The 24,387-nt window shown below is 71.3% G+C and carries 28 protein-coding genes and 3 pseudogenes; 10 read left to right on the plus strand and 21 right to left on the minus strand.

The window, feature by feature from the left end; genetic code table 11:
- Window positions 1-31: 31 nt before the first annotated feature.
- From M6G08_RS17385 to M6G08_RS17395, 3 genes are all read left to right on the plus strand, one after another.
- Window positions 32-1,360, plus strand: coding sequence for a class I SAM-dependent RNA methyltransferase (locus tag M6G08_RS17385; RefSeq protein WP_272588067.1), 1,329 nt, complete (start codon window positions 32-34; stop codon window positions 1,358-1,360).
- Window positions 1,361-1,645: 285 nt separating this feature from the next.
- Window positions 1,646-1,840 carry a ribbon-helix-helix protein, CopG family gene (locus tag M6G08_RS17390; protein ID WP_272588068.1) on the plus strand — a complete coding sequence of 65 codons (195 nt, stop codon included), beginning with the start codon at window positions 1,646-1,648 and terminating at the stop codon, window positions 1,838-1,840.
- A complete protein-coding gene (locus M6G08_RS17395) occupies window positions 1,837-2,229 on the plus strand; it encodes a type II toxin-antitoxin system death-on-curing family toxin (protein WP_272588069.1) in 393 nt (130 codons plus the stop codon). The genes M6G08_RS17390 and M6G08_RS17395 overlap by 4 nt, the downstream gene beginning before the upstream one ends.
- Window positions 2,230-2,265: 36 nt before the next feature.
- Here the strand turns inward: M6G08_RS17395 and M6G08_RS17400 are convergent, their stop codons facing one another.
- The 7 genes and pseudogenes from M6G08_RS17400 to M6G08_RS36000 form a co-directional block, all read right to left on the minus strand.
- Complete coding sequence (locus M6G08_RS17400) at window positions 2,266-2,505, minus strand: alpha/beta fold hydrolase (protein WP_272588070.1); 240 nt, start codon at window positions 2,503-2,505, stop codon at window positions 2,266-2,268.
- Between the two features lie 264 nt (window positions 2,506-2,769).
- A complete protein-coding gene (locus M6G08_RS17405) occupies window positions 2,770-3,081 on the minus strand; it encodes an SCO5918 family protein (RefSeq protein WP_272588071.1) in 312 nt (103 codons plus the stop codon).
- A 49-nt stretch (window positions 3,082-3,130) separates the two neighbouring features.
- A complete protein-coding gene (locus M6G08_RS17410; protein WP_272588072.1) occupies window positions 3,131-3,535 on the minus strand; it encodes a CBS domain-containing protein in 405 nt (134 codons plus the stop codon).
- 46 nt (window positions 3,536-3,581) lie between these two features.
- A complete protein-coding gene (locus tag M6G08_RS17415; protein WP_272588073.1) occupies window positions 3,582-5,078 on the minus strand; it encodes a DEAD/DEAH box helicase in 1,497 nt (498 codons plus the stop codon).
- 350 nt (window positions 5,079-5,428) lie between these two features.
- Window positions 5,429-5,632, minus strand: coding sequence for a cold-shock protein (locus M6G08_RS17420; RefSeq protein ID WP_023586105.1), 204 nt, complete (start codon window positions 5,630-5,632; stop codon window positions 5,429-5,431).
- A gap of 527 nt (window positions 5,633-6,159) precedes the next feature.
- A pseudogene (locus M6G08_RS17425) lies at window positions 6,160-6,243 on the minus strand (lamin tail domain-containing protein); the annotation flags it as partial.
- A gap of 202 nt (window positions 6,244-6,445) precedes the next feature.
- Entirely contained in the window at window positions 6,446-6,613 is a 168-nt protein-coding gene (locus M6G08_RS36000) for a hypothetical protein (RefSeq protein ID WP_443049030.1), read from the minus strand.
- A gap of 44 nt (window positions 6,614-6,657) precedes the next feature.
- On the opposite strand from M6G08_RS36000, the gene M6G08_RS17435 reads away from it, so the two are divergent.
- Complete coding sequence (locus M6G08_RS17435; RefSeq protein ID WP_272591364.1) at window positions 6,658-6,825, plus strand: WCX domain-containing protein; 168 nt, start codon at window positions 6,658-6,660, stop codon at window positions 6,823-6,825.
- A gap of 17 nt (window positions 6,826-6,842) precedes the next feature.
- On the opposite strand, the gene M6G08_RS17440 is transcribed toward M6G08_RS17435, so the two are convergent.
- The 7 genes and pseudogenes from M6G08_RS17440 to M6G08_RS17470 form a co-directional block, all read right to left on the minus strand.
- Complete coding sequence (locus M6G08_RS17440) at window positions 6,843-7,823, minus strand: SDR family oxidoreductase (protein WP_272588074.1); 981 nt, start codon at window positions 7,821-7,823, stop codon at window positions 6,843-6,845.
- 1,074 nt (window positions 7,824-8,897) lie between these two features.
- Window positions 8,898-9,086, minus strand: a complete 189-nt coding sequence (locus M6G08_RS17445; RefSeq protein ID WP_272588075.1) for an acyl-CoA carboxylase epsilon subunit — start codon at window positions 9,084-9,086, stop codon at window positions 8,898-8,900.
- A gap of 32 nt (window positions 9,087-9,118) precedes the next feature.
- Window positions 9,119-10,663, minus strand: coding sequence for an acyl-CoA carboxylase subunit beta (locus tag M6G08_RS17450; protein ID WP_272588076.1), 1,545 nt, complete (start codon window positions 10,661-10,663; stop codon window positions 9,119-9,121).
- Window positions 10,664-10,687: 24 nt separating this feature from the next.
- Window positions 10,688-11,119, minus strand: coding sequence for a hypothetical protein (locus tag M6G08_RS17455; RefSeq protein ID WP_272588077.1), 432 nt, complete (start codon window positions 11,117-11,119; stop codon window positions 10,688-10,690).
- A gap of 107 nt (window positions 11,120-11,226) precedes the next feature.
- The gene (locus M6G08_RS17460; protein ID WP_030862306.1) at window positions 11,227-12,021 is read right to left on the minus strand and encodes an AfsR/SARP family transcriptional regulator; all 795 of its coding nucleotides are present in this window, start codon (window positions 12,019-12,021) and stop codon (window positions 11,227-11,229) included.
- Window positions 12,022-12,436: 415 nt separating this feature from the next.
- Window positions 12,437-12,529: pseudogene (locus tag M6G08_RS17465) on the minus strand.
- Window positions 12,530-12,560: 31 nt separating this feature from the next.
- Window positions 12,561-12,653, minus strand: a pseudogene (locus M6G08_RS17470).
- Between the two features lie 175 nt (window positions 12,654-12,828).
- On the opposite strand from M6G08_RS17470, the gene M6G08_RS17475 reads away from it, so the two are divergent.
- The 6 genes from M6G08_RS17475 (at window position 12,829) to fabI (ending at window position 18,181) form a co-directional block, all read left to right on the plus strand.
- Window positions 12,829-13,824, plus strand: coding sequence for a DUF2156 domain-containing protein (locus M6G08_RS17475; RefSeq protein ID WP_272588078.1), 996 nt, complete (start codon window positions 12,829-12,831; stop codon window positions 13,822-13,824).
- Window positions 13,825-13,967: 143 nt separating this feature from the next.
- The gene (locus M6G08_RS17480) at window positions 13,968-14,132 is read left to right on the plus strand and encodes a hypothetical protein (protein WP_272588079.1); all 165 of its coding nucleotides are present in this window, start codon (window positions 13,968-13,970) and stop codon (window positions 14,130-14,132) included.
- Between the two features lie 245 nt (window positions 14,133-14,377).
- Complete coding sequence (locus M6G08_RS17485; RefSeq protein WP_272588080.1) at window positions 14,378-15,481, plus strand: fatty acid desaturase family protein; 1,104 nt, start codon at window positions 14,378-14,380, stop codon at window positions 15,479-15,481.
- Window positions 15,482-15,666: 185 nt separating this feature from the next.
- Window positions 15,667-17,091: an MFS transporter gene (locus M6G08_RS17490; RefSeq protein WP_272588081.1), complete on the plus strand. Its 1,425-nt coding sequence runs from the start codon at window positions 15,667-15,669 to the stop codon at window positions 17,089-17,091.
- Between the two features lie 2 nt (window positions 17,092-17,093).
- Window positions 17,094-17,420 (plus strand): ferredoxin, encoded by a 327-nt coding sequence (fdxA, locus tag M6G08_RS17495; protein WP_272588082.1) that lies wholly within the window; start codon window positions 17,094-17,096, stop codon window positions 17,418-17,420.
- Window positions 17,417-18,181, plus strand: a complete 765-nt coding sequence (gene fabI / locus M6G08_RS17500) for an enoyl-ACP reductase FabI (protein ID WP_272588083.1) — start codon at window positions 17,417-17,419, stop codon at window positions 18,179-18,181. The genes fdxA and fabI overlap by 4 nt, the downstream gene beginning before the upstream one ends.
- Window positions 18,182-18,264: 83 nt before the next feature.
- Here the strand turns inward: fabI and serS are convergent, their stop codons facing one another.
- From serS to M6G08_RS17535, 7 genes are all read right to left on the minus strand, one after another.
- Window positions 18,265-19,542: a serine--tRNA ligase gene (gene serS, locus M6G08_RS17505; protein ID WP_272588084.1), complete on the minus strand. Its 1,278-nt coding sequence runs from the start codon at window positions 19,540-19,542 to the stop codon at window positions 18,265-18,267.
- Between the two features lie 135 nt (window positions 19,543-19,677).
- Window positions 19,678-20,898, minus strand: coding sequence for a beta-ketoacyl-[acyl-carrier-protein] synthase family protein (locus tag M6G08_RS17510; protein ID WP_272588085.1), 1,221 nt, complete (start codon window positions 20,896-20,898; stop codon window positions 19,678-19,680).
- Window positions 20,898-21,128 carry an acyl carrier protein gene (locus M6G08_RS17515; protein ID WP_018888444.1) on the minus strand — a complete coding sequence of 77 codons (231 nt, stop codon included), beginning with the start codon at window positions 21,126-21,128 and terminating at the stop codon, window positions 20,898-20,900. Before M6G08_RS17515 ends, M6G08_RS17510 begins: the two co-directional genes overlap by 1 nt.
- 106 nt (window positions 21,129-21,234) lie before the next feature.
- A complete protein-coding gene (locus tag M6G08_RS17520) occupies window positions 21,235-22,242 on the minus strand; it encodes a beta-ketoacyl-ACP synthase III (RefSeq protein WP_272588086.1) in 1,008 nt (335 codons plus the stop codon).
- Window positions 22,239-23,231, minus strand: coding sequence for a ferritin family protein (locus M6G08_RS17525; RefSeq protein WP_272588087.1), 993 nt, complete (start codon window positions 23,229-23,231; stop codon window positions 22,239-22,241). Before M6G08_RS17525 ends, M6G08_RS17520 begins: the two co-directional genes overlap by 4 nt.
- Window positions 23,228-23,785 carry a flavin reductase family protein gene (locus M6G08_RS17530; protein WP_272588088.1) on the minus strand — a complete coding sequence of 186 codons (558 nt, stop codon included), beginning with the start codon at window positions 23,783-23,785 and terminating at the stop codon, window positions 23,228-23,230. The genes M6G08_RS17525 and M6G08_RS17530 overlap by 4 nt, the downstream gene beginning before the upstream one ends.
- Window positions 23,782-24,375, minus strand: coding sequence for a hypothetical protein (locus tag M6G08_RS17535; RefSeq protein ID WP_272588089.1), 594 nt, complete (start codon window positions 24,373-24,375; stop codon window positions 23,782-23,784). Before M6G08_RS17535 ends, M6G08_RS17530 begins: the two co-directional genes overlap by 4 nt.
- Between the last annotated feature and the right edge of the window lie 12 nt (window positions 24,376-24,387).

Below are 24,387 nucleotides of genomic sequence, written 5' to 3' on the forward strand. Positions count from 1 at the left end.
TTGCCGTCCCGTTCTCTGGAGTCACCCCGCCATGCAGGCAGAACCGAAGAAATCGCTGGTGGGGGAGGAGTACGAGGTCGAGATCGGCCCCGTCGCCCACGGCGGCCACTGCATCGCCCGTACGTCCGAGGGGCAGGTGCTGTTCGTCCGGCACACGCTGCCCGGCGAGCGGGTCGTGGCCCGGGTGACCGAGGGCGAGGAGGGCGCCCGCTTCCTGCGCGCCGACGCGGTCGAGATCCTGGACGCCTCCAAGGACCGCATCGAGGCCCCCTGCCCCTTCGCCGGCCCCGGCCGCTGCGGCGGCTGCGACTGGCAGCACGCCAAGCCGGGCGCCCAGCGCCGCCTCAAGGGCGAGGTCGTCGCCGAGCAGCTGAAGCGCCTGGCGGGCCTCACCCCCGAGGAGGCCGGCTGGGACGGCACGGTGATGCCGGCCGAGGGCGACAAGGTGCCCGCCGGCCAGGTCCCGTCCTGGCGTACCCGCGTCCAGTACGCCGTCGACTCCGAGGGCCGCGCGGGCCTGCGCAAGCACCGCTCGCACGAGGTCCAGCCGATCGACCACTGCATGATCGCCGCGGAGGGCGTCAGCGAGCTGGGCATCGAGGCACGGGACTGGCCGGGCATGGAGTCCGTCGAGGCGATCGCGGCCACCGGCTCCCAGGACCGCCAGGTCATCCTGACCCCGCGACCGGGCGCCCGCCTGCCCATCGTCGAGCTCGACCGCCCGGTCTCCGTCATGCGCGTCGGGGAGAAGGACGGCGGCGTCCACCGCGTCCACGGCCGCCCCTTCGTCCGCGAGCGCGCCGACGACCGCACCTACCGGGTGGGCAGCGGCGGCTTCTGGCAGGTCCACCCCAAGGCCGCCGACACCCTGGTCAAGGCGGTCATGCAGGGCCTGCTCCCGCGCAAGGGCGACATGGCCCTCGACCTGTACTGCGGAGTCGGCCTCTTCGCCGGCGCCCTCGCCGACCGGGTCGGCGACAAGGGCGCCGTCCTCGGCATCGAGTCCGGCAAGCGCGCGGTCGAGGACGCCCGGCACAACCTCGCCGGCTTCGACCGGGTGCGGATCGAACAGGGCAAGGTGGAGTCCGTCCTGCCGCGCACGGGCATCGACGAGGTCGACCTGATCGTCCTGGACCCGCCGCGCGCGGGGGCGGGACGGAAGACGGTGGAGCACCTCGCGTCCCTGGGGGCGCGTCGCGTCGCGTACGTGGCGTGCGACCCGGCGGCGCTGGCGCGGGATCTGGGGTACTTCCGGGACGGGGGGTACCGGGTGCGGATGCTGCGGGTGTTCGATCTGTTCCCGATGACGTCGCACGTCGAGTGCGTCGCGATTCTCGAACCTGCTGGCAAGGGGTCCTGACATGCGCTTTTTTCGTCCGGGTGGGTTGCTCGACCTGTCCCTCCGTGCAGCGGTTCGAGCGGGCGGATCGGTCTCTATAACTCGCTAACCCGCGGGTTCGTGCGCGAGGTGCGTGCACAGGCAACGTCTTTCGAGGCGTTCGGGGATTCTTGACGCTCGGGTGACGCTCGCAGCAGAAGCCTCTGCTGCACCTCCTGAGGCGCTGTGCGCCGCCATCTTGGGCTCCGCGTTTTAGAACACGGTTCGACCACGTCAGTCGTGATACCGGCCAGGTATCATGCATGTATGGCGATGACACTCCGACTCCCCGACGACCTTGACGCGAAGCTGTCCGAGCGGGCTCGTCGGGAAGGCCGCAGCAAGCAGGAACTTGCCATCGAGGCCATCCGTGACGCCCAGAACCGGGCCGAGCTGAAGGTCGATGACGTCCTGGCCGAGCTGATGGACAGCGATGCGGAGATCCTGGACTACCTGAAGTGACCGGCGTGCGCTACCTCCAGATCGACGAGATCCTGGCCATCGCCCGCACGGTCAACGGCACCGAACACAGCGTGCGCGACATGGGCCTTCTGGTGTCGGCGATCGAGCGACCCCGGACCAACGTGTTCGGGGCCGAGCTGTATCCCACGTTGCACGAGAAGGCTGCGGCACTGCTGCACTCCGTCGCCCGCAACCACGCGCTGATCGACGGCAACAAGCGCACCGCCTGGCTCGCCATGCGTGTCTTCCTGCGGTTCAACGGCGTCAGCGCGAGTACCGTCCCACCGCACGTTTCCGTGGCCGGCCCGTTCGTCGAGGACGTCGCGCAGGACAACATCGAGGTACCGGCCATCGCCAAGCGCCTCTCGACATGGTTCCCCGTTTCCTGACGCTCCAGGACGTCCCGGGGTCGCCTTACACGGAGGTCACATGCGACCGATCCAGTCCGCTATGGTCGCGGCGAACTCCTGGGGCACTTGCTCAGATGCCGCCACGCGCCCGTCGGACAGCACTCTGGTCGGGCAGCCGAGCGCTGCCGCGAACTTCGCCAGGGACGGCCGGGAGGAGTGATCGTCGGGCGCACAGACCGCCAGCGTGCGTGCGGTGATCTGTGGCAGGCGGGGTTCCATGACGTAGCGGCGCACCGCTTCGTGGCCCTCCTCCACGCGGTCGAGGGCAGTCAGCGCGGTCCACGACGTACCGTCCCAGGGCCGCCTCCTCGCCGGGACGGTAGAAGGCGCGTCGCTTGTCCCACAACTCCAGCAGATGGGTGCCGTCTACAGACCCCAGCAGCAGGATTCAGTACGGCGTCGCGGCGCTGCCGCCTCACTCGCGCATCGATCGGGGAATGCGGCATGTGGTGAGGGCCCGGCCGGCGTGCCGGTCGGGCCCTCACCGCTGTTCTGGTGTCGGCGCGCTTGTCGCGTCGGTCAGACGGACAGGTGGGGGGCGCCGAGCATTGCGGAAGCCCGCTGCAACGGACTGTCGCTGCGCGCGGGGGCGGCCTCGGTAAGGGTGCGGCAGGTGAAGCCCAGCTGGGCCATGGCCCTCAGAACTTCGCCGGCGCTGAAGTCGCGGCGGTCCTGGCGGGTGATGACCTGGCCGACCTGCTTGGCGGGGTAGCGGCGTCGTCCGATGATCACGGACTCGCCGGTGACCGGTTCGGGTTTGACGCCCTTCATCGATTCCAGCACGCCGCTCTTGGTCAGGTCGAACGGGAAGCGGGCAATGACACAGCGCATGATGCCTCACAGGCAGGAGAGGTTACGGGGCCGGCCGCCGTTTGGCGGTTCAGCGGGAGAGAGCGAGGACGCCCAGGGCGCTGCCGTGTTCGTCGACCACGGGCACCAGCCCGAGCCGTCCGAAGGGCACCGCGTCCTCGGCTTCTTCCCTCGTGGCCAATGGTGAGACGAAGGGCTCGCTGCCGTCGGTGATGTCACCGAGGCGGAGCCGGTCGGTGTACTCGGAGCTGTCCCGGACGGCGGTGAGCCGGGCCTGGGTGACCAGGCCGACGCACCGGGCATCCTCGTCGCAGACGACCAGATGCTCGGTACGGGCGGCGGTCATCACAGACAGCGCCACCTCGACGGTCATGTCGAACCAGACCTGTGGCCCGGCGGCGTCCATGACGTCGGCCACCGTGCCGTGCAATGGGCGAGCGATAACGGAGCGATACTGCAGCTGTCCTAGCGTCAAGGGGTGCCTCCTGCGCAGACGGGCGGGGTTCTTGATCAGGACGGTTCTAGGCGGCCGCGCCAGTCGTGGACTTGGGTGCGGGGGTACGCCGGGTCGCCGAGGCGGGGCGGCGTCGGCCGCGTGAGGTGGCGCCGCGCTTCTTGGGGCGTTCGGTCGCCGGGGCGGTGATGACGACCGGGATGCCGCTCGGGGCCTGGGCTCCGGTGATCCGGCTGAGGGCCTCGTCGCCCGGGCTGACCGGGGTGGTCTGCGGCCGGATCCCGGCGTCCGACATGAGACGGACCATGCCGCGGCGCTGGCTCGGGGTGACGAGCGTGACGACGCTGCCGGACTCGCCGGCGCGGGCCGTGCGGCCGCCCCGGTGGAGGTAGTCCTTGTGGTCGGTCGGCGGGTCGACGTTGACGACGAGGTCGAGGTTGTCGACGTGGATGCCGCGTGCCGCGACGTTGGTCGCCACCAGGACGGTGACGTGTCCGGTCTTGAACTGCGCCAGGGTGCGGGTGCGCTGCGGCTGGGACTTGCCGCCGTGCAGGGCGGCGGCCCGTACCCCGCTGTCGAGCAGGTCCCGGGTCAGTCTGTCGACGGCGTGCTTGGTGTCGAGGAACATGATCACGCGACCGTCGCGTGCGGCGATCTCGGTCGTGGCCGCGTATTTGTCGGCGCCGTGGACATGGAGTACGTGGTGCTCCATCGTTGTGACGGCGCCGGCCGAGGGGTCGACGGAGTGCACGACCGGATCGGTCAGGTAGCGGCGTACGAGCAGGTCGACGTTGCGGTCGAGGGTGGCGGAGAACAGCATGCGCTGGCCTTCGGGGCGGACCTGGTCGAGCAGGGCGGTGACCTGCGGCATGAAGCCCATGTCGGCCATCTGGTCGGCCTCGTCGAGGACGGTGATGGAGACCTGGTTCAGCCGGCAGTCGCCGCGGTCGATGAGGTCCTTGAGACGTCCCGGGGTGGCGACGACGACCTCGGCGCCACCGCGCAGCGCCGACGCCTGCCTGCCGATCGACATCCCGCCCACAACGGTGGCCAGCCGCAGCTTCACAGAGCGGGCGTACGGGGTGAGCGCGTCGGTGACCTGCTGCGCCAGTTCACGTGTCGGTACGAGGACCAGCCCCAGCGGCTGCCGAGGCTCGGCCCGCCGTCCGGCCGTACGGGCCAGCAGAGCCAGGCCGAAGGCGAGGGTCTTTCCGGAACCGGTGCGCCCGCGGCCCATGATGTCGCGGCCGGCGAGGGAGTTCGGCAGGGTCGCGGCCTGGATCGGGAACGGCACGGTCACCCCTTGTTGGCCGAGCGCGGCCAGCAGTTCCCCGGGCATGTCGAGATCGGCGAAGCCCTCCGCGGCGGGAAGCGCGGGGGTGATCGTCCGGGGGAGGGCGAACTCCCCCTGGACGGCGGCGGGCCGCCGGCCGTAACCGCCGGAGCGGCTGGGTCCGGCCGGCCGGCGCGGCGCCGGCGAACCGAAGCGGCTGCCGCCCTTTCCGGAGTCGGCACTGCCCTGACGGGTGCGAGTGAAGCGGTCGTTCGTGCGTGTGCGGTTCATACGGAACCTTCCTCGATGCGGCACATATCAAGGAATTTCCGAAGCAATGGGCAGCACGGAGAATCGCAAGAATGGACCGGTGGGCCTTGCCAGCGGATCTGGCCAACAGAGAATCTGTGCGGCACATGCGCTGGAATGATTGGGGGTGCTGTGGGCTTCGATATTCGAAGCGTCCACTGCGCTGTAGCTATGAAGGATGCGGGTTGCACCCTCGAAGGACGATCCGTGTGCGGTAAGCACATGCTGTCCGGGGTGTCGTCCGCAGGTGAAAACACTGCGGGAAACGCATGTAGCTGGGGCCCGCACCCCGAAGGATGCGGGCCCCAGCTACAAGTATGTGACAGTCAGCGTCAGGCGGGAACGATGTTCTCGGCCGTCGGGCCCTTCTGGCCCTGCGCGATGTCGAAGCTCACCTTCTGGCCCTCCAGCAGCTCGCGGAAGCCCTGGGCGGCGATGTTCGAGTAGTGGGCGAACACGTCAGCGCCGCCACCGTCCTGCTCGATGAAGCCGAAGCCCTTTTCCGCGTTGAACCACTTCACGGTACCAGCAGCCATGTCATTTCTCCTTCGGGGCAGTCATACGGGATCCGCACCGTGCGAACCACGTGTCGCCGCAATGATCACCCCGCCCGGAAAAAGACCGGAGATATAAAAGCGCTTCCAGGGGTACAGAGCCCGACCGGAGCACTTGAAATTTCGGGAACCACAACTGCAACTGACATCGACAGTAGCACGCCACAGCAGCCACTGTGCGGTGAAGAACGCCACCTTGCTTATTGCGGCAGAGAATCTATCCGCATGCTCCGATGAAAACTCAAACCGCGCGCACAGATATTGACCCACCGCGCGACGCCATATATTGCATGCCGCGCTCGCGTGATCCGGTCCCCACCACGCTCTCCGCTACTGCACGGGTCGCACCGCCGCGGGGGCAGACAGGTCCGGCCATGACGCCGACCTGCTCGGGGCGTAGTGGACTGCTGCCTATCGGGTGTATGTCTCGCGCGCGGCGAGCACTGCGGGGGAGGGGCTGGTTGCCAGACGTCTTGCCTGGCAACCGGCTGTCGGCTCGGGCTGGTTGGTTAGCCGTGGTAGGTGATGTAGCCGTTACCGTCGTGGTCGTTGGCCTTCTTTGTGCAGGCGTGGACGTCGGCGCGGGTTCCGCTGCCGCGGGATGCGTCCGGTCTGCCCTCTGCGTTGCAGGATCTGGGGCTGTCGGATGCAGCGGAACGCGGGTGGTGGAGCCGTACGGGCTCGTGCTGAAGGCCGGCACCTGGTACGCCGTGATCCGCTCCCCGGTGAGCGGGAGGACCATGACGGCGGCTGGCGTACCTACCGTGTCGACCGGATCACCGCCCTCGGCTCCGCTCACGGAGCGGAGGAGCCGTTCATGCGCGGCCCGGCCTTCGACCTGGCCGCGCACTCGGAGACCGGCTCGGCCGCCTTCGCCCGCACCCTGCTGCGTACCACCGTCACGGTCCGGCTGACCGGCCAGGGGCTGCGGCGGCTGCCTGCCGTCGTGGACGGGGCTGCCATCGCGGGGGGCGCCCGCCTCCGCGAGCGCCCCCAACCCCGCTGGCCTGGTCAGCCTCGAGCCGCCGGCGGAGTACGAGGACGTCGTCTTCGACCAGTTGGCCCGGCTCGGCGCGGACGTCGAGGTGCTGTCCCCGGCTTGCCTGCGCGCCCGCTTCCGTGAACGCGCCGCAGCTCCGGCTGCCCTCTACCAGGCCGACCCTCGAGAGGCGTAACCCGGGGAAGCCGAGGATCAGCGGTAGTCGTCAGGGGAGCCTTCCTTGCCGCCGTAGGTGACGTCCTCGAAGTATGCCCAGGCATCCGGCTGGCTGCCGTCCACGTCCGTCACCCCGTATGCCCTGGCCATTTCCCCGCTGGAGGTGGACTTGCCGTTCCACCGCCTCGCGCGGTCTGGGTCGGCGGCCAGCGCCGCGACCGTACGGGCCAGGTAGAGCGGGGACTCCGCGATCGCGAACGTCGGCTCTTGGGCGATCGCGTCACGCCAGTTCTCCTCACTCACACCGAAGTGGGAGAGCATCTGCTCCGAACGCAGGAAGCCTGGGGACACCGCGACCGCCGTGCCCTCGTACTCCGCCAGCTCCTGAGCCAGCCCGAACGCGAGGCGGATCGGGGCGTTCTTCGCCAGGTCGTAGTAGATGTTCTCCCGGTAGCGGCGGTTGGAGTGCGCGGTACCGTCGGTGACTTCCACATGCAGCGGCGCGTCGGAGCGGATCAGCAGCGGAAGCAGCAGCGCCGCCGTGATCACGTGCGAGCGCGCGCCCAGCTCCAGGATCCGCAGGCCGTCGGCGAGCGGTGTCTCCCAGCTCTTCTTTCCGAACACCGAGGCGGTCAGAAGGTGCTCGCCGCCCCACAGGTCGTTGACGAGAATGTCGAGCCGCTCGTGCTCCCGGTCGATCCGCTCGACGAGGGCGCGGACCTGGGCTTCGTCGAGATGGTCGGTGGGAACTGCGATTCCAGTGCCGCCCGCTGCGGTGACGAGTTCGGCGGTCTCCTCAATGGTCTCGGTCGTCCGGCCGACCTCGCTGGCCCGGGCCCGGGTGGTTCGGCCGGTCACATACACGGTCGCGCCGGCCCGCCCCAGTTCCACAGCCTGAGCTCGTCCCGCCCCGCGGGTAGCACCCGCCACGAGGGCGATCCGTCCCGCGAGCGGACCCTTCGGACTGGCCTGCTCGGTGTTCTTGGTGGTCTGCCTGGTGATGTCCTCGTTGCTCATGTCATCCATCGTTCACGCTAAAACCGACAGAACACGTCACCTTTTATGTGCGGGTACCGCGCATCGTCCCGGCCATAGCGCCAAGTACGTCCTCACACTGAGACGCCGGTCAGGCTCCCGTGCACGGCATGGACACCGCACGCATGATCTCCCAGCGGGAGACCAGCTGGCATCAAGGGAACGGGCGATCGACCTCAGCCCGGTCTGGGTCCCCGGCACCCCCACCCGCCCGGACCAGCTCGTCTGGGACACCCAATCCGACACGATGAGGAGCCAGTTGACCTCTGGAGTCTGCGGAATGTTCGACCGTGACGCTCGTTTGACGCTCTGGGTGCACTCACGCTGTGCGGGGAGTAAGAAACGTGGCTCTGACCTGGTCTTTTCCGTGGCTCGCTGAGACCGACATCCTTCCGATGACGTCGCATGCGGAGTGCGTCGCGATCCTCGAACCTGCTGGCAGGGGGTCTGACCTGCGCTTTTGTGCGCCGCTGGGCCGGGCCCGGCGGACCGGCCGTCAGGGGTGGCGGCTCGCCCTGGGCGGGGGAGGCGCTCGCCGCACGCATGCCGGACACCGCCGTCCCGGCGCCCTGTACCGAGGCGACCGCGGGCGGCACGCTCCTCGGCGGACCCGGCGGACCCGGCGGACCCGGCGGACCCGGCGGACCCGGCGGACCCGGCGGACCCGGCGGACCCGGCGGACCCGGCGGACCCGGCGGACCCGGCGGACCCGGCGGACCGGCGGGTCCGGGTGCGCTCCCGACCGGACGGGCCTGACGCCGTGACCGAACCAGCTGTCGCGGAAGCGAAGGGCCCGACCTCACCTGGTCCTTTCCCGTGTCGGTAGGGAGTCGCCTGCTTTCGACGGGGTCGCACGGGGAGTGCGCGGCGATCCCCGATGCCGCGGGCAAGGTGCCCGGTCCCCGGCGGGGTCGTCGTGTCCGGGAAGTCCGGCCGGACAAGGGAGGGCAGCGGGCCCCGCGGCGGGGTGCACAGCCGGCGGGAGCCGGGCGCGCCGAAGCGCCGGGCCGGCCCCTCGGGGGAGGGGGCCGGTCCGGCGCTTCGGCGCGGCACCGCTCAGGGCGTCTGCCAGCTGTGCGGGGGGTGGAAGCGGTGGGGGCGCCAGGAGGTGGTGCCGGGCGTGGGCGTCGGCGCGTCGACGCCGGCCCGGGCGGCACGGCTGAGCAGCAGGGCCGCGAGGGCGGCCAGTTCCTCGTCCGTGGCCTGGCCTTTCTCGATACGGATGGGGGGCGGGGGAGTGAGCATGGGACCTCCGTCACTGTGGGACGGCCGTGCCGTCACTGAGGGGGGTTGCCGTGCTTGCGGGCGGGGTGGTCGGCGTGCTTGGTGCGCAGCATCGCCAGTGAGTGGATGAGGACCTGGCGGGTGTCGGCGGGGTCGATGACGTCGTCGACCAGGCCCCGCTCGGCCGCGTAGTAGGGGTGCATCAATTCCGCCTTGTACTCCTTGACCAGCTCGGCCCGCGTGGCTTCGGGGTCCTCGGCTTCGGCGATCCGGCGGCGGAAGATGACGTTGGCCGCGCCCTCGGCGCCCATGACGGCGATCTCGTTGGTGGGCCAGGCGTAGGTGAGGTCGGCGCCGATGGACTGGGAGTCCATGACGATGTAGGCGCCGCCGTAGGCCTTGCGCAGGATCAGGGAGATCCGCGGCACCGTGGCGTTGCAGTACGCGTACAGCAGTTTGGCGCCGTGGCGGATGATGCCGCCGTGTTCCTGGTCGACACCGGGCAGGAACCCGGGAACGTCCAGGAGGGTGACGATCGGGATGCTGAAGGCGTCGCACATCTGCACGAAGCGGGCGGCTTTCTCGCTGGCCTCGATGTCCAGGACGCCGGCGAGCACTCGGGGCTGGTTGGCGACGACGCCCACCACCTGCCCGCCGACACGGGCCAGCGCGCAGATGATGTTGCGGGCCCAGCGCTCGTGCACCTCCAGCAACTCACCGTCGTCGACGATCTCCTTGATGACCTCCGCCATGTCGTAGGGCCGGTTGCCGTCCGCCGGGACCAGGTCGGCGAGGGTGTCGCAGCGACGGTCGTGCGGGTCGTCGCACGGCACCGCGGGCGGGTTCTCCCGGTTGTTCTGTGGGAGCAGGGACAGGAGGTAGCGGACCTCCTGGATGCAGGTCTCCTCGTCGTCGTAGGCGAAGTGGCAGACGCCGCTGGTCTCGGCGTGCACGTCCGCGCCGCCGAGACCGTTCTGCGTGATCTCCTCACCGGTGACCGCCTTGACGACGTCCGGTCCGGTGATGAACATCTGCGACGTCTCGCGGACCATGAACACGAAGTCGGTCAGTGCGGGGGAGTAGGCGGCACCTCCGGCGCACGGGCCGAGCATTACCGAGATCTGCGGGATGACGCCGGACGCCCTGGTGTTGCGCCGGAAGATGCCGCCGTAGCCGGCGAGCGCGGTGACGCCTTCCTGGATGCGGGCGCCGGCGCCGTCGTTGAGGGAGACCAGCGGTGCGCCCGCCGCGATGGCCATGTCCATGATCTTGTGGATCTTGGTGGCGTGGGCCTCGCCCAGCGCACCGCCGAAGATCCGGAAGTCGTGGGCGTAGACGAAGACCGTGCGGCCCTCGACCGTGCCCCAGCCGGTGATCACACCGTCCGTGTACGGCTTCCTGGCCTCCAGGCCGAATCCGGTCGCCCGGTGCCGGCGCAGCTGCTCGACCTCGCGGAACGAGCCGTCGTCCAGCAGCAGGCTGATCCGCTCGCGCGCGGTCAGCTTGCCCTTGGCGTGCTGCGCCGCCGTCGCCTTCTCACTCGGGCCGGCCAGCACCTGGCGGCGTATCCCGGCCAGTTCCGCGACGTGGGACCTCATGTCTCCCCCTGATGGGACGGGATGTCAGTTGCCGAGCCGGCGCAGACCGTTCATCTGGAGCACGGCGAAGGCCGCGACGACGGCCGCCTGGAGCGGGGTCCACACGGTGCCGACGGTGTTCGGGTCCAGCCAGCCGAAGACCACGGCGGCCACGCTCGCGACCGCCCACAGCAGGTTCGCCTCGATGACCGCCTTGGTGGCCGCGGTGGACGGCACCGGGCGGCTGGCCAGCACGGCGACCAGCACGCCGTAGATGGTGAGGAACACGCCGATGCCGCGGAGGAAGCCGGTGTCGAGGCCGAGCAGGTCCCCCACCGGGCCGGCCGCGAACAGGTAGATGAGGCCGTTGCCGCCGGTCACGACGGCGTCGAGGCCGAGGAAGAGACGTAACGGACGCGCGGCCTCCGCGCGCCCCTGGGTCGTCACGGCGCGGGCCGGCGACTGGCTCGTGGTCATGTGGTTCTCCAAAGGTCGGGGGGCGTTTCCACTTCCGGTCCGGATCGTCCCAAGCAGTACTGACCGGCGGCTGACGTGCCGCTTACGCGGCGTCGGGACCGGTGGCGTCAGGTGAGCTGGAGCAGGGGAGCGCGCACGTCACCGGAGAGGGCCGGGTCGTGGGACAGGATGGCGCTCTCGACCTGCCGCAGCGCGGGGGAGGGCTCGATGCCGAGTTCGTCAGCGAGGTGGCGGCGCATACGGCGGAACACGTCCAGGGCGTCGGCCTGGCGGCCGGCGCAGTACAAGGCGATCATCAGCTGCTCGCAGAAGCGTTCCCTGAGCGGGTGGCTCGTATGGGTCTCGGCGAGTTCGGCCAGGACCGCGGCGTGCCGGCCGAGCCTCAGCTCGGCGTCGAAGCGGAGCTCCATGGCCCGCATGCGGTACTCCTCGTAGCGGGCACCGGCGAGCTGGCACAGGGTCCCGCCGGTGAAGCCGCCGAAGACCGGCCCCCGCCACATGGCCAGGGCCTGCCTCAGTAACCGGGCCGCCTCCTCCGGTGAGCCCGAGCCGAGGGTCTCGGCCTGGCGGACCGTCCTGACGAACTCGGCGGCGTCCAGCTCCCCCTCGTTGACCGTCAGGCGGTAGCCCGAGGGGTGGATGGTGACGCGCGAGGTGGTGCGGTCGGGCTCCAGGCCGCGCAGCTTGCGACGCAGCCGGCTGACGTGGGCCTGAAGCGCGTTGGCCTGGTTGTCCGGGGCGCCCTCGCCCCACATCTCCTCGACCAGCGCCTCACCGGAGACCGACTGACCCTCGCTGACCAGCAGCGTCTGGACCAGAGTCCGCTGCAGATCGCCGGAGATCTCGGCCGGTCCCGACGCGGTGCGGATCTGCAGTGCCCCGAGGATCGAGAACCTCAGCATGTTTCCCCCTTGGCGATCAGTGCGGCAGAGAGTGGTCGGGGGCCGGTCACGGCGGTCCGTCTCGCCGAGGCCGCATGGCGGTCTCCCGGCCGGTCTCCGTCCCGGGGTTTCCTCCCGACTCCATCCTGGCACAGAATCATTCCTTTGAGAAGGTATTTTTCTGCTGAACGAATCTGAGCCGGGCCCGCAAGGGTGATGACCTGCGCGTTTGCTGGACGTCAGGGGCCAAGCGGAAGGCGTGGTGGTGGATGCGAACGTGTCCGCGCCCCGGTGCGCCGCCCAGTGTCGGGCAGCGCACCGGGGCGCGTGTGTCCGCCGGCGCGGGGGGTCACCGACGGTGCATGCGGCACCGGGGCCGCGCGGCCGATGGGGCGGGGCCGCGCCGGCAGCCGGGTGCCGGGGTGTGGACGACGAGCGGAGAGGGCAGGATTTGAACCTGCGTGGGCTTTGTGGGCCCGACCGTGAGATTGCTCTCTGGTCCCCGATAGGCCGCTCCGGGCACCTCTCCTTGTGTGGCCATTGGTGCGTGGCCGATTGCGCGGAGAGGGCAGGATTTGAACCTGCGTGGGCTTTGTGGGCCCGACCGTGAGATTGCTCCCTGGTCCCCGATAAGCCGCTCCGGGCACCTCTCCTCGTTCCCGGCCTCCGGTCTCCCGTGCCGTTCACGAGAACAACATTGGCAGAGGGTTCTGACAAAGCGCTGACGTCTCTCTGACTCGATCGGAGAATGCTCGTCCGGTCTTTTCCAGAACCTGTCCCCGGTGCTCTACTCGGGACGACGGAAAACGCTCCCGAAAGGGGAAAACAATGACCGTGACCGCCATGGACACCCAGATTCTCGAGGCGATACGCACCCATACGTCAAGCGAGAATCCCAGCGCGTTCCTGGCCCTCAACAGCGGAAACGACGTCTTCACACTGCCCGGCGCCGACGGCGTCGTCGTGTATCGCCGCACGGGCCGGTTCGCCGTTCAGCTCGGTGGCCCCTTCGCCGCCCCCGACGCCTACGGCCCCCTCCTGGAGGCCTTTCGCCGACATGTCCGCGACGAGGGCCGCACCCTGGTCGGTATCCAGCTTCAGCGCGCCGACGCCGAGCACTACGCCCACCGCGGCTTCACCGTCAACCAGGTCGGCGCCTCCTGGGCCGTCGGCCTGCCCGACTTCACACTGAGCGGCACCCGCTTCATGCAGCTGCGCAACAAGATCTCCCGGGCCCGCCGCAACGGCCTGGTCGTCCAGGAGGTCCCCGCCGACGACTGGCAGGACGCGATCGCCGCCATCGACCGGGCCTGGCTCGGCGCCAAGGGCGGCGCCCGGCAACTGGAGTTCCTGGTCGGCCAGATCGGCGGACCGGCGCAGGCGCATCGCCGGCTGTTCACCGGCACCATCGACGGCAGCCCCGTGGCGTACATCTCCTACTCGCCGGTGTACGGCGGCCGGGCGGGCTGGATGCACGACCTGAGCCGGCGCGTCCCGGACGGCTCCCCGGGACTGATGGAGGCCATCAACGCGACCGCCGTCGAGGTGTTCCGTTCGGAGGGCGTCGAGTGGCTGCACTTCGGCTTCACCCCGTTCACCGGCCTCGACGCCGGCCACGAGATCGACGGCCACAGTCCGGCGTTCCAGTGGCTGATGCACGCCCTATGGGCCGAGGGGGCCGCGCTGTACCCGGCGCAGACCCAGCTGTCGTACAAGCAGAAGTGGGCTCCGGACGTGGTCATCCCGGAGTACGTCGCCTTCGACGGCCCGGGGGCCTCGCTGGCCTCCTTCGCCCACGTCTTCCGTGCCTGCAAGGCCTTCTGACCGGGCATCACCCGTCACGTCCGCGGCGGGGCACGCCGGACCGACCGTGCCCGCGGCGGGACACGGCGTCGCCGCGAGCCGCGGGTCGCCCTCTGCGCACCGCCCTCACGCACCACCCGTCTTCCGGAACAGGAGAACCAGCGATGAGCGACAACGGACCCGACACCAGCACCGAACTCCTCCAGCACACCGTGGTCGAGCGGCTGATGGCCGTCATCGGCGCGCCCGACGACGAGGATGTGGCGCGCGACGCGGACGCCGCCGTCCTGGCGCTCGACGACCGGCTGCGCGCCGAGTCCGCCGCCTGACGACAGCCGCCGATCAGACCGGCATCAGTGGCACATCAGCCTGGCGCGGCACGCTGGACACGTGTTCGTCCGGTGGTCCCCCGGCGGAGTACCGCACTGTGCTCCGGCGTAACCGGACCGCCGGGCGGGCACGCCCGCGCGTTCCCGACCGCCCGCGGGAGCATTGTCGACTCGCGGCGCCCGCAGGTTGGCGGGGCAGCGGCGCCGCCGCCCGAACGGGGCACTTCTCCCAAGGAGAGCAACGCATGCAGCGTCCGCACACACAAGAAGCCGGGGCAGCAGCCGCCTCCGCGGCCGGTCCGCGCACCGGCGCCTCGGCGACGTTCGCCGAGCTCCTCAAACGCGTCAAGGCGGAAGGTCTCCTCGACCTCGACCCGCGCTACTACGTGGGCCGCCTCGCGCTCAACACCACCCTGCTGCTGATCGGATTCGCCGCGTTCTTCGCCCTGGGCGACTCCTGGTGGCAGCTGCTGACAGCCCTGTGGATGGGGCTGTGCGGCGGCCAGTCGGCGTTCATGTGGCACGACGCCGGACACAAGGCCATGTTCCGCGGCAAGAAGGCCGCCTCCGCCGTCGGCTACATCCACGCCAACCTCGTCAACGGGGTCAGCTACGGCTGGTGGGTCAACCATCACAACCGGCACCACAGCAACCCCAACCACCTGGACAAGGACCCGGACATCGGCCGGCGCACCGTCATCTTCGACGTCAAGCAGTACCCCAGCCGACGGGGTACGCAGAAGTTCGTCGTGCGCCACCAGAGCGTGCTGTTCTTCGTGCTGCTCGTCCTGGAGGGCTTCAAGATGCTCCGGACGGCAGTGGTGTCCATCGCCCAGGGCAAGACCAAGCGGCCCGTGCTGGAGTCGTTCCTGATCGTGCTGCGCACCGCGGTCTACTGCGCCCTGGTCTTCACGGTGCTGTCGCCGGTCCTCGCCGTCGCGTTCATCCTTGTGCAGCACGCCGCCCTGGGCGTCTACTTCGGCATGATCTTCGCCCCGAACCACAAGGGCATGGACGTCCGCGACGGCGAGGAGGAGACCCTGGACTGGCTGGAGCGCCAGGTCCTCACCTCTCGCAACATCCGCCCGAACCCGGTGGTCGACTTCCTCTACGGCGGCCTCAACTACCAGGTCGAGCACCATCTCTTCCCGGCCATGCCGCAGAAGCACCTGCCGCGCGCCCGGGAACTGACCCGCGCCTACTGCGCCGAGCGCGGGGTGCCGTACCACGAGGTCGGCTTCTGGGCCTCCTACCGGGAGGTCGCCTCCTACCTGTACGAGGTCAGTGAGCCGGTGCGGGCCGGGACCGTGGAGGAGGAGATCAGGCGCCGGGCGGCCCAGGCGGCCTGACCCGGCCCGCGCCCCTCGGTCACCGCCGGTCCGGGACCTCCCCCACACTCCGGTCCTGCACGGCCCCGCACCCCCCCACGCGTCCACAGCCCCGGCCCCCGGGCCGCACGCCCGGGCCCGCCGTCGGCCCGGGCGGTTCCCTCACCGGAGTCCCTGAGAACCAGGAGTCCAAGGAGAGCCTCCCCATGTCCCAGACCACCACGGTGGCGGGCGGTGTCACCGCCCCCGCCGCGATCGGGGTCCGCCTGGACCGCATGCCGATCACCCCGATGCACCGAAGACTCACCATGGTCGTCGGCATCGGTCTGCTCTTCGACACATTCGAGAACAACCTCTCGGGCACCATCGCCAAGGTGCTCCAGAACGACTTCGCCTTCGGAGCGACCGAGCTCAAGCTCGTCCTGGCCTCGGTGTTCATCGGCCAGTTCATCGGCTCGCTGGTGCTCGGCCGGGTCGCCGACCGGTTCGGCCGGCGCCGGGCCTTCCTGATCAACCTCGCCATCTACTCGGGTTTCTCCCTGCTGGGCGCCTTCTCGCCGAACGCGGCCTGGCTGATCGTCACCCGCTTCCTGGCGGGCATCGGCATCGGTGCCGAACAGGTGCTGTCCGACTGCTACCTGGCCGACGTGCTGCCCGCCAAGCGGCGGGGCCGGTACATCGCCTGGGCCTACACCGTCGCCTTCTGCGGGGTGCCCGCCGTCGGCTTCGCCGCGCTGTGGCTGGTGCCCCTGTCCCCGCTGGGCATCGATGGCTGGCGCTGGCTGTTCGTGATCGGGTCACTGGGCTCCGCCGTGGTGTGGGTGCTGCGCCGTCGGCTGATCGAGTCGCCGAGGTGGCTGGCCGCCCAGGGCCGCACCGAGGAGGCCGAGCTGCTGGTGGCCGAGATGGAGAAGCAGGCCTACCCGGACCGTCCCGCGACGGTTCGCCCGGTGGCCGCGGACACCGCCGGACCGGTGGAACCGGCCGCGGTGCGCCACCGCGTGCGCGACGTGTTCGGCCGCGGCATGCGGCGCCGCACGGTGGTGCTGTGGATCTTCTGCGTGCTGTCCGTGGTCGGCTACTACGGTTTCGGCACGCTGGCCCCCCAGATCGTCGCGGCCAAGGGCTATGGCATCGTCGCGGGCATCGGCTTCACCGCGCTGTCCTTCCTGGGCTACCCGGTCGGTTCCGCGCTGGCCCTGCCGATCGTCGACCGGTTCGAGCGCCGGACGCTGGTCGCGGCCTCCGCGGCGGCGATGATGGTGGCCGGCCTCGGCTTCGCCTATGCCGGGTCCCCCGCGGTCATCGTGACGTTCGGCTTCGTCTACACCCTGTGCAGCAACGTCTTCTCCAGCGTCTCGCACGTGTACCTCTCCGAGCAGTATCCGACCGCGATCCGCGCCACCGCGTCCGGCGCCGCCTACTCGCTGTCCAAACTCAGCGCCGCCGCACTGCCGTTCGTCCTGCTGCCGGTCCTGGACTCGCACGGCCCCGGTGCCCTGTTCGGGGTCATCGCCGCGGCGATGGCGGCCCTGGCGGCGACCGTCCTGCTGCTGGGCGAGCGCACCACCGGGGCTCCGGTCGACGGCGTCCCCGGCCCCCCGACCACCCCCGTGACGAAGAGGAGCTGACGATGGCCTACGTCATCGCGCTGCCCTGCGTCGACGTCAAGGACCGCTCCTGCGTCGACGAGTGCCCCGTGGACTGCATCTACGAGGGCCGCCGGGCCCTGTACATCCACCCCGACGAGTGCGTCGACTGCGGCGCCTGCGAACCCGTCTGCCCCGTCGAGGCGATCTGCTTCGAGGGCGACGTGCCCGCCGAGTGGGGCGACCACACCGCCTCCAACGCCGACTTCTTCGCCGCCGTGGGCTCGCCCGGCGGTGCCGCCGCACTCGGCGCCCTCGGTCACGACTCCCCGCTGGTGCGGGCCCTGCCCGAGGGGGTGGCCCGGGCATGAGCGGACTCCTCGCCGGCAAGCGGATCCTGGTGACCGGGGTCGTCACGGACGCGTCCATCGCGTTCCACACGGCCCGCATCGCCCAGGAGGAGGGTGCCGAGGTACTCCTCACCGGCTTCGGGCGCCTCTCCCTGATCGAGCGCGTCGCCGGACGGCTGCCGAAGCCGGCGCCGGTGCTCGAACTCGACGTCACCGACCAGCGGCAACTGGCCGGCCTCGGGGACCGGATCCGCGAGCACACCGACACCCTGGACGGACTGGTGCACTCCATCGCCTACGGGCCGCGGGGCGCCTTCTCCTTCCTGGACGGCGACTGGGACGACGTGTCGACCGCCGTGCACGTGTCGGCGTACTCCCTGAAGTCGCTGACCACGGCCTGCCTGCCGCTGATGGAGCGGCGCGGCGGCTCGGTGGTCGGGCTGACCTTCGACGCCGCGGTCGCCTGGCCGCGCTACGACTGGATGGGCGTCGCCAAGGCCGCCCTGGAGTCGACCAGCCGCTACCTCGCCCGGGACCTGGGCGGTCGCGGCGTCCGCTGCAACCTCGTCGCGGCGGGACCGCTGCGCTCCATGGCCGCCAAGTCCATCCCCGGGTTCGCCGACCTCGCCGAGGTCTGGGAGCACCGGGCCCCGGCGGGCTGGGACCCCGCCGACCCGGACCCGGCGGCCCGCGGGGTCGTCGCCCTGCTGTCGGACTTCTTCCCGCGCACCACGGGGGAGATCGTGCACGTCGACGGAGGGGTGCACATGATGGGCGCCTGAGCCCCGGGCCGGGCGCGGAGAAAGGGGCGGGAGCGGGTCGCGGACCCGGCTCCCGCCCCTTTCGCGGTGGCGTCCGCCGGCGCCTACGCGGTGTCCCCGCCCGGCAGGATCCGGTGGAAGCCGGTGTACGGGACGAGGGCCTCGGGCAGCACCACCGAGCCGTCCTCCCGCACACCCTGCTCCAGCAGCGCGGCGACCGTGCGGCCGATCGGCAGCGCCGAGCCGTTCAGCGTGACCGCCGGGGTCCTGCTCCCGTCGGGCCGCTTGACGCGGATGTCCGCGCGACGCGCCTGGAAGGTGCCGCAGTCGGAGACCGAGGAGATCTCCCGGTAGGAGCCGCTGCCCGGCAGCCACACCTCGACGTCGTAGGTCATCCGGGCGGAGAACCCGAGGTCAGCGGCCGGCAGCAGCACCACGCGGTGGGCCAGCTCCAGGCGCCTGAGGCACTCCTCGGCGTGGTTCACCATGAGTTCGAGCTGCGCGGCGGCGTCCTCGGGGGCGCAGACGCGCACCAGCTCCACCTTCTCGAACTGGTGCAGCCGCAGGATGCCGCGGGTGTCCCGGCCGTACGCCCCGGCCTCCGCCCGGAAGCACGGCGTGCTGGCGGTGAAGGCCAGCGGCAGCGAGCGGGAGTCGAGGAGCTGGCCGGCCACCAGGTTGGTCAGCGGGACCTCGGCGGTGGGGATCAGGAACAGCTCGCGCTCACCGACCCGGGTGCGGAACAGGTCGTCCTCGAACTTGGGCAACTGCCCGGTCCCGGTCATGGTGTCGCGGTCGACCAGGAACGGCACCGACTGCTCGGTGTAGCCGTGCTCGCGGGTGTGCAGGTCGAGGAGGAAGTCGCGCAGGGCCCGCTCCAGTCGTGCCCCGGCCCCGCGGGCGACGGCGAAGCGGGCACCGGACAGCCGGGCCGCGGCCGGGCCGTCGAGGATGCCGAGGGCCTCCCCGATGTCGGCGTGGTGGCGGGCGCCGTCCGCCGGACGCGGAGCGGGACCGCCCCGGCGTATCTCCACGGCCTCCTTCTCCGAGTCGCCGTCCGGGACCGCGTCCAGGGGGATGTTGGGGATGGAGAGCAGCAGCTCGGTCAGGTGTGCCGCGGCCGTGCGGGCGGCGGCCTCGGCCCGCTGCACCTCGGTCCGCAGCGCCCGGGCGGACGCCTTCTCCTCCTCGGTCGGCGGGCCGGAGCGGCGGGCCTTGGCCGTGCGGTTCAGTTCGGTGCGCAGCCGGGTCACCTCCGCCTGCGCGCCGTTGCGCTCGCGCAGGGCGTCGGCCAGCGCGGCCGGGTCGAGGTCGTGGCGGCGGCGGGCCAGCCGCCGTACGGCCTGCGGCCCGTCCTTCAGCAGTTCTTGGGGATCGTGCACGGTGGACTCCTGACGTGAGGCGGGGGGCGCGCCCGCGGACCGGCGGGGCGGGCGCCGTGCGGCCGGGTGCCGCACGGGAACAGCCGCCCGGCGGAGGTGCTCCGCGGGGCGGCTGCCGGTACGTGCCCGGACCGTTCAGGCCGGGGCGATGGCCAGGGCCGTGTTCTGGCCGCCGAAGCCCAGGGAGTTGCTCAGGGCGAGGTCGATGGGCAGGTAGGTGGCGGTCTGGGCGAGTTTGATGTCGATTCTGGAGTCGGGCATGACGAGGTTGGCGATGGGGGGCACGAGTTCGTGCTCGACGCTCAGCACGGTGAAGGCGGCCTCGACCGCCCCGGCCGCGCCGAGCAGGTGTCCGGTGACTCCCTTCGTGGATGTGACCAGCGGCTCCCCGCGCAGCGTCCGGCCGATCATGCGGGCTTCCGCCAGGTCGTTCAGCGGTGTCGACGTGCCGTGGGCGTTGACGTGCTGGACGTCGTCCGGGTCCGCGCCCGCGTCGGCGAGCGCGGCGCGGACGGCGGCCTCGATGCCCGCGCCGTCGGGGTGCGGCGACGTCATGTGGTGGGCGTCGGCGGTGGCGCCGTAGCCGATGATCCGGCCGTGCACGTGGGCGCCGCGGGCACGGGCGTCCGCCACCCGTTCCATGACGAGGATGCCGGCGCCCTCCCCGGCGACGAAGCCGTCCCGGTCGGCGTCGAACGGCCGGGACGCGGAGGCCGGGTCGTCGTGCCGCTTCGACAGCGCCCCCATCTGGGCGAAGCCGGCCATGACCAGCGGGGTGACCATGGCCTCGCTGCCGCCCGCGAGGACGATGTCGCAGCGGCCGAGGGCGAGCAGGTCCCGGGCCGTGCCGATGGCGGTCGCGCCCGAGGCGCAGGCGGTGGCCACCACCAGGTTGGGCCCGGTCGCCCCGAACTCGAGGGCCGTCTGCCCGGCCAGCATGTTCGGCAGCTGCATGGGCAGCAACAGCGGCGAGACCCGGTCGGCGCCCTGCTCGCGCAGCACGTGGTGCTGTTCCTCGACGGTACCCGGGCCGCCGTCTGCGCAGCCCAGCACCACACCCACCCGAGCCCCGTCCCACGTCTGCGGATCGAGGCCCGCGTCGGCCACCGCCTCGTGCGCGGCGACCAGCGCGAACTGGACGAACCGGTCCAGGCGGTGGGCCCGCCGCGCGCTCAGCAGGCGCTCGGGGTCGAAGCCGGGCACCCGGCAGGAGATACTTACAGGGTTGTCCGTCAGCAGCGGATCGAGGGCGGCGGCCGGCCTGCCGTCGCAGACCGCCGCCCAGCTCGGCCCGACCCCGATACCGCCCGGGGTGACCAGGCCGAGCCCGGTGACGGCGATGTCCATTCCGGCCATCAGACCTTCGCGCTCCGCTCCTCCATCAACCGGACCATGTCGGCCACGGTTTCCGCCTCCAGCAGATCGTCGTCGCTGACGTCCAGCCCGAGCTCGGACTTCAGCAGCAGCGACAGCTCCACCACGGCCAGCGAGTCCAGCTCGATGTCCTCCCGGGTGGCCTCCGGAGTGATGGCCTCGGGCGACACCTTGAGCTTGTTGGACAGGATTTCCTTGAGCTGCTCCAGCATGTCGGTTCCTTTCGACAGTTCTCTCGAAGGCGCAAGCGCCCGTTCTCCGCTGTGTCGGACAGCGCGTGTGGGAGGGGCCGGTCCGGGCCCCGCTTACGACGGAACGTCAGACGGTCGTTACCTCGGGCCAGACCAGCGTGGTCGCGCCCCAGGACAGCCCGCCGCCGAACGCGGTCAGCAGCAGCCGGTGCCCGGCGGTGAGCCGTCCCTGGGCCGCGCTCTCGGCCAGCAGCAGCGGCAGTGAGGCGGCGCCGGTGTTGCCGACCCGTGCGATGTTGCTCAGCCGCCGTTCGGCGGGGATGCCGAGCCGCTCCGAGACCGCTTCCAGGATGCGGGCGTTGGCCTGGTGCGCGGCGAACCGGTCGACGTCGCTCGGCCGCCAGCCGGCCCGCTCGGCCGCCTCGGTGGAGGTCGCGGTCATCCGCGCCACCGCGTGCCGGTAGGTGTCGCGGCCCATCATCCGGAAGAAGTGGTCCTCCGGCGCGGGATCCCGGCCGGACGACCGCTGCCGCGACCCTCCGGCCGGCACCTCGATCAGATCGCTCAGCCCGCCGTCGCTGCCCAGCACGAGCGGGCCCACCGCGCCCGGCTCCCCGGGAGAGCCGGCCCGCAGCAGCACCGCGCCCGCGCCGTCCGCGAAGATCACCGCCGTGGCGCGGTCCTCGGGGTTGATGATCGTCGTGAACGCGTCCGCGGCGATCAGCAGCACCCGGTCCGTCACCCCGGCGGCGATCAGGCCCGCCGAGCTGGCCAGGCCGTACAGGAAGCCGGAGCAGACGGCGGCCACGTCGAAGGCGGGCACCTCGCCGAGTCCGAGCCGCGCCGCGACCTGCGGCGCGGTGGCCGGGCACGGCTGGTCCGGGGTGGTGGTGGCCAGCACCACCGCGCCCGCCCGCCCGTCTCCCGCCGACTTCAGGGCCCGCTGGCCCGCCTCGACCGCCAGGTCGCTGGTTGCCGTGCCCGGGGCGACCACACGGCGCCGGGCGATGCCGGTGCGCGAGCGGATCCAGTCGTCCGAGGTGTCCAGACGCCGGGCCAGATCCTCGTTGGTGACCACGTCGGGCGGGACGTACGACCCGATCCCGCAGACCACGGCGGCCGGCCGGGTGCTCACGCCTCCGGTCCCGGACCGCTGAGGACCTCCAGGGGCAGGCCCATGTAGGACATCCGGGCCTCGGCCATCTCGTCGGTCCACCGCTCGGCCATGTCGTAGCGCTGCTCGGGAGTGGTGTCGAGCATCCGCACGCCGGGCCAGATCTCGTAGTCGCCGATCCGGTCGGCGTGCCGGAGCATGCCTTCCTGGAACAGCTCCTCGCGGTGGATCACGAACTCCCGGTCGGGGATCTCGTCCCACAGCCGCACGCCGGCCCGCAGGATCTCCAGCAGGCGCGGACGGTACTCGGGGTGCGCGGCCACGTGGTCGCGCAGGATGGTGCTGGCCACCGTCAGATGGCGGATCTCGTCGATCGCGGTGCCGCGGGAGATCTCGCCGGTGGCCGGGGACAGGGGGGTCCACTTGCGTTCGCTCAGCTCGGCGGCCGGCGCCAGCACGCCCTCGATGACGATGGCGAACACGGCGACACCGCCGGGGAAGTCGGCCTGGTCCCGGACGATGTCGAGGGTGAAGTCGACCACCGGGTCCAGCACCCGGGCGCGGTAGTCCCGGGCCATCTCGTCGATGCTCTTCAGGAGCGTGTCGGCCGGGACGCCCAGCTCCACCAGGTGGTTGCGGAACACCCGGGCGTGCCGTGCCTCGTCGAGCAACTGGGTGGCGTAGAACTCCAGCTCGGGGATGCCGGGCGCGATCGACACGTAGTGGCCGAGCAGCCGGGTGGCTATCTCCTCGGACAGCCCGCGCAGACCGAACTCCAGCACCAGCGCCTCGCGCAGCGGGCCCGGCTCCTTCAGGAAGTCCGGGACGATCGCGTCGTCGTGGTGGCCGGTCACGCCGCGGTCGCGCAGCGTGCCCTGGGCCACCGAGGTGATCCAGTAGGCGAGGTCGCACTCCTCGGGACCGAGGGTGAGTTCCTTCGCCCCGTCCAGCAGACCGGGCGCCTTGTCCCAGTCGGCCTCGGGGGCCACGAGTACCTTGGACTGCGTCATGACGCGGCGGCCTCCTTCGCCAGGTGCAGGGTGCCGGCGTGCAGGCGGCCGGCGTAGCTCAGTAGGGGGAGCCCTTCGTCCGCCCGGGCGCGCACGACGCGGCCGAGCAGCAGCTCGCTGTCGCCCGCGGCGTGGGCGGAGTGGAAGCGGCAGGTGTAGTGGGCGAGCGCGCCCGCGATGAGCGGAGCCTGCGCGTACGGGTCCGCCGTCCAGGCCAGGCCCGCGAACTGGGCGCTGCCGTCGGGGCGCCCGCTGTCGGCGAACCGGCGGGCCACCTCCGCCTGGTCACCGCCCAGCACGTTGATCGCGAACCGGCCCTCGGCGGCGGCCCGCCGCGCGAAGGACGAGCCGGCCCGCAGCACGACGCCGACGAGCAGCGGCTCGCGCGAGACCAGGGTGACCGTGCTCGCGGTGGTGCCGTGCATCCGGCTCTCCGGGCCGGTGGTCAGCACCGACACCGGGGACGCCAGGTGGTAGAGCGCCCGGCGTCGTTCCGCGGGGTCCTGGCGGACGGGCCGGCGGGTGCGCGGGCCGGTCGCGGTCGCGATGCTCATCGCAGTGCCTCCGCTTCCCTGGCCGCGGGCTCCCCGGCCCCGGTGGCCCGCGCCGCGGCGGCGTCCGCCCGCGGCGCCGGCACCGGCTTGCGGACCGGGATGTGCCCGACCGGCACCGGGTCCGCGGCATGTCCGACCGGCTTGGGGTGGGGCAGACCCAGGTCGTCCAGGAGCCGCAGGTAGCCGGGCTGGCGGACCGGCTCGAAGGGCAGCGTGAAGGACTTCATGAAGTTGCCGAACAGCCCGCGGTCGCCGAAGAGGTGGAAGGGCAGCACCAGCAGCGCCCACTCCGGCTTCACCAGCCAGCACCACAGCGCGGCCACGGCGGCCTGGGTGATGAGGCTGTGCATCACGTTGTACAGGACGTAGTACGCCTTGTGGATCGGCCGCCCGCCGCTGCGCCGGAACGCGATCGCGCCCGGAATGTAGCCGATCAGGTCGATGTAGAGAAAGAGGGCGATCGCCGGCAGCCAGCGGATCTCGTCGAAGTGGGCGATCATCAGGCCGGTGGTGACGGCGAAGCCCACGAGGTACTCGGCGCGGTGCAGCGAGTACGTGCGCGGTGTCTCGAACGGGTTTGCCTGGTCCATGGTCAGCAGCTC

The organism is Streptomyces sp. M92, assembly GCF_028473745.1.
Taxonomy (GTDB): Bacteria; Actinomycetota; Actinomycetes; order Streptomycetales; family Streptomycetaceae; genus Streptomyces.

Excerpts from the sequence above, each read along its gene's own strand:
- M6G08_RS17385 (WP_272588067.1), top strand. The coding sequence starts at position 32 with ATGCAGGCAGAACCGAAGAAATCGCTGGTGGGGGAGGAGTACGAGGTC.
- M6G08_RS17390 (WP_272588068.1), top strand. The coding sequence starts at position 1,646 with ATGGCGATGACACTCCGACTCCCCGACGACCTTGACGCGAAGCTGTCC.
- M6G08_RS17405 (WP_272588071.1), bottom strand. The coding sequence starts at position 3,081 with ATGCGCTGTGTCATTGCCCGCTTCCCGTTCGACCTGACCAAGAGCGGC.
- M6G08_RS17415 (WP_272588073.1), bottom strand. The coding sequence starts at position 5,078 with ATGAACCGCACACGCACGAACGACCGCTTCACTCGCACCCGTCAGGGC.
- M6G08_RS17420 (WP_023586105.1), bottom strand. The coding sequence starts at position 5,632 with ATGGCTGCTGGTACCGTGAAGTGGTTCAACGCGGAAAAGGGCTTCGGC.
- M6G08_RS36000 (WP_443049030.1), bottom strand. The coding sequence starts at position 6,613 with ATGGCAGCCCCGTCCACGACGGCAGGCAGCCGCCGCAGCCCCTGGCCG.
- M6G08_RS17440 (WP_272588074.1), bottom strand. The coding sequence starts at position 7,823 with ATGAGCAACGAGGACATCACCAGGCAGACCACCAAGAACACCGAGCAG.
- M6G08_RS17445 (WP_272588075.1), bottom strand. The coding sequence starts at position 9,086 with ATGCTCACTCCCCCGCCCCCCATCCGTATCGAGAAAGGCCAGGCCACG.
- M6G08_RS17450 (WP_272588076.1), bottom strand. The coding sequence starts at position 10,663 with ATGAGGTCCCACGTCGCGGAACTGGCCGGGATACGCCGCCAGGTGCTG.
- M6G08_RS17455 (WP_272588077.1), bottom strand. The coding sequence starts at position 11,119 with ATGACCACGAGCCAGTCGCCGGCCCGCGCCGTGACGACCCAGGGGCGC.
- M6G08_RS17460 (WP_030862306.1), bottom strand. The coding sequence starts at position 12,021 with ATGCTGAGGTTCTCGATCCTCGGGGCACTGCAGATCCGCACCGCGTCG.
- M6G08_RS17475 (WP_272588078.1), top strand. The coding sequence starts at position 12,829 with ATGACCGTGACCGCCATGGACACCCAGATTCTCGAGGCGATACGCACC.
- M6G08_RS17480 (WP_272588079.1), top strand. The coding sequence starts at position 13,968 with ATGAGCGACAACGGACCCGACACCAGCACCGAACTCCTCCAGCACACC.
- M6G08_RS17485 (WP_272588080.1), top strand. The coding sequence starts at position 14,378 with ATGCAGCGTCCGCACACACAAGAAGCCGGGGCAGCAGCCGCCTCCGCG.
- M6G08_RS17490 (WP_272588081.1), top strand. The coding sequence starts at position 15,667 with ATGTCCCAGACCACCACGGTGGCGGGCGGTGTCACCGCCCCCGCCGCG.
- fdxA (WP_272588082.1), top strand. The coding sequence starts at position 17,094 with ATGGCCTACGTCATCGCGCTGCCCTGCGTCGACGTCAAGGACCGCTCC.
- fabI (WP_272588083.1), top strand. The coding sequence starts at position 17,417 with ATGAGCGGACTCCTCGCCGGCAAGCGGATCCTGGTGACCGGGGTCGTC.
- M6G08_RS17510 (WP_272588085.1), bottom strand. The coding sequence starts at position 20,898 with ATGGCCGGAATGGACATCGCCGTCACCGGGCTCGGCCTGGTCACCCCG.
- M6G08_RS17515 (WP_018888444.1), bottom strand. The coding sequence starts at position 21,128 with ATGCTGGAGCAGCTCAAGGAAATCCTGTCCAACAAGCTCAAGGTGTCG.
- M6G08_RS17525 (WP_272588087.1), bottom strand. The coding sequence starts at position 23,231 with ATGACGCAGTCCAAGGTACTCGTGGCCCCCGAGGCCGACTGGGACAAG.
- M6G08_RS17530 (WP_272588088.1), bottom strand. The coding sequence starts at position 23,785 with ATGAGCATCGCGACCGCGACCGGCCCGCGCACCCGCCGGCCCGTCCGC.
- M6G08_RS17535 (WP_272588089.1), bottom strand. The coding sequence starts at position 24,375 with ATGGACCAGGCAAACCCGTTCGAGACACCGCGCACGTACTCGCTGCAC.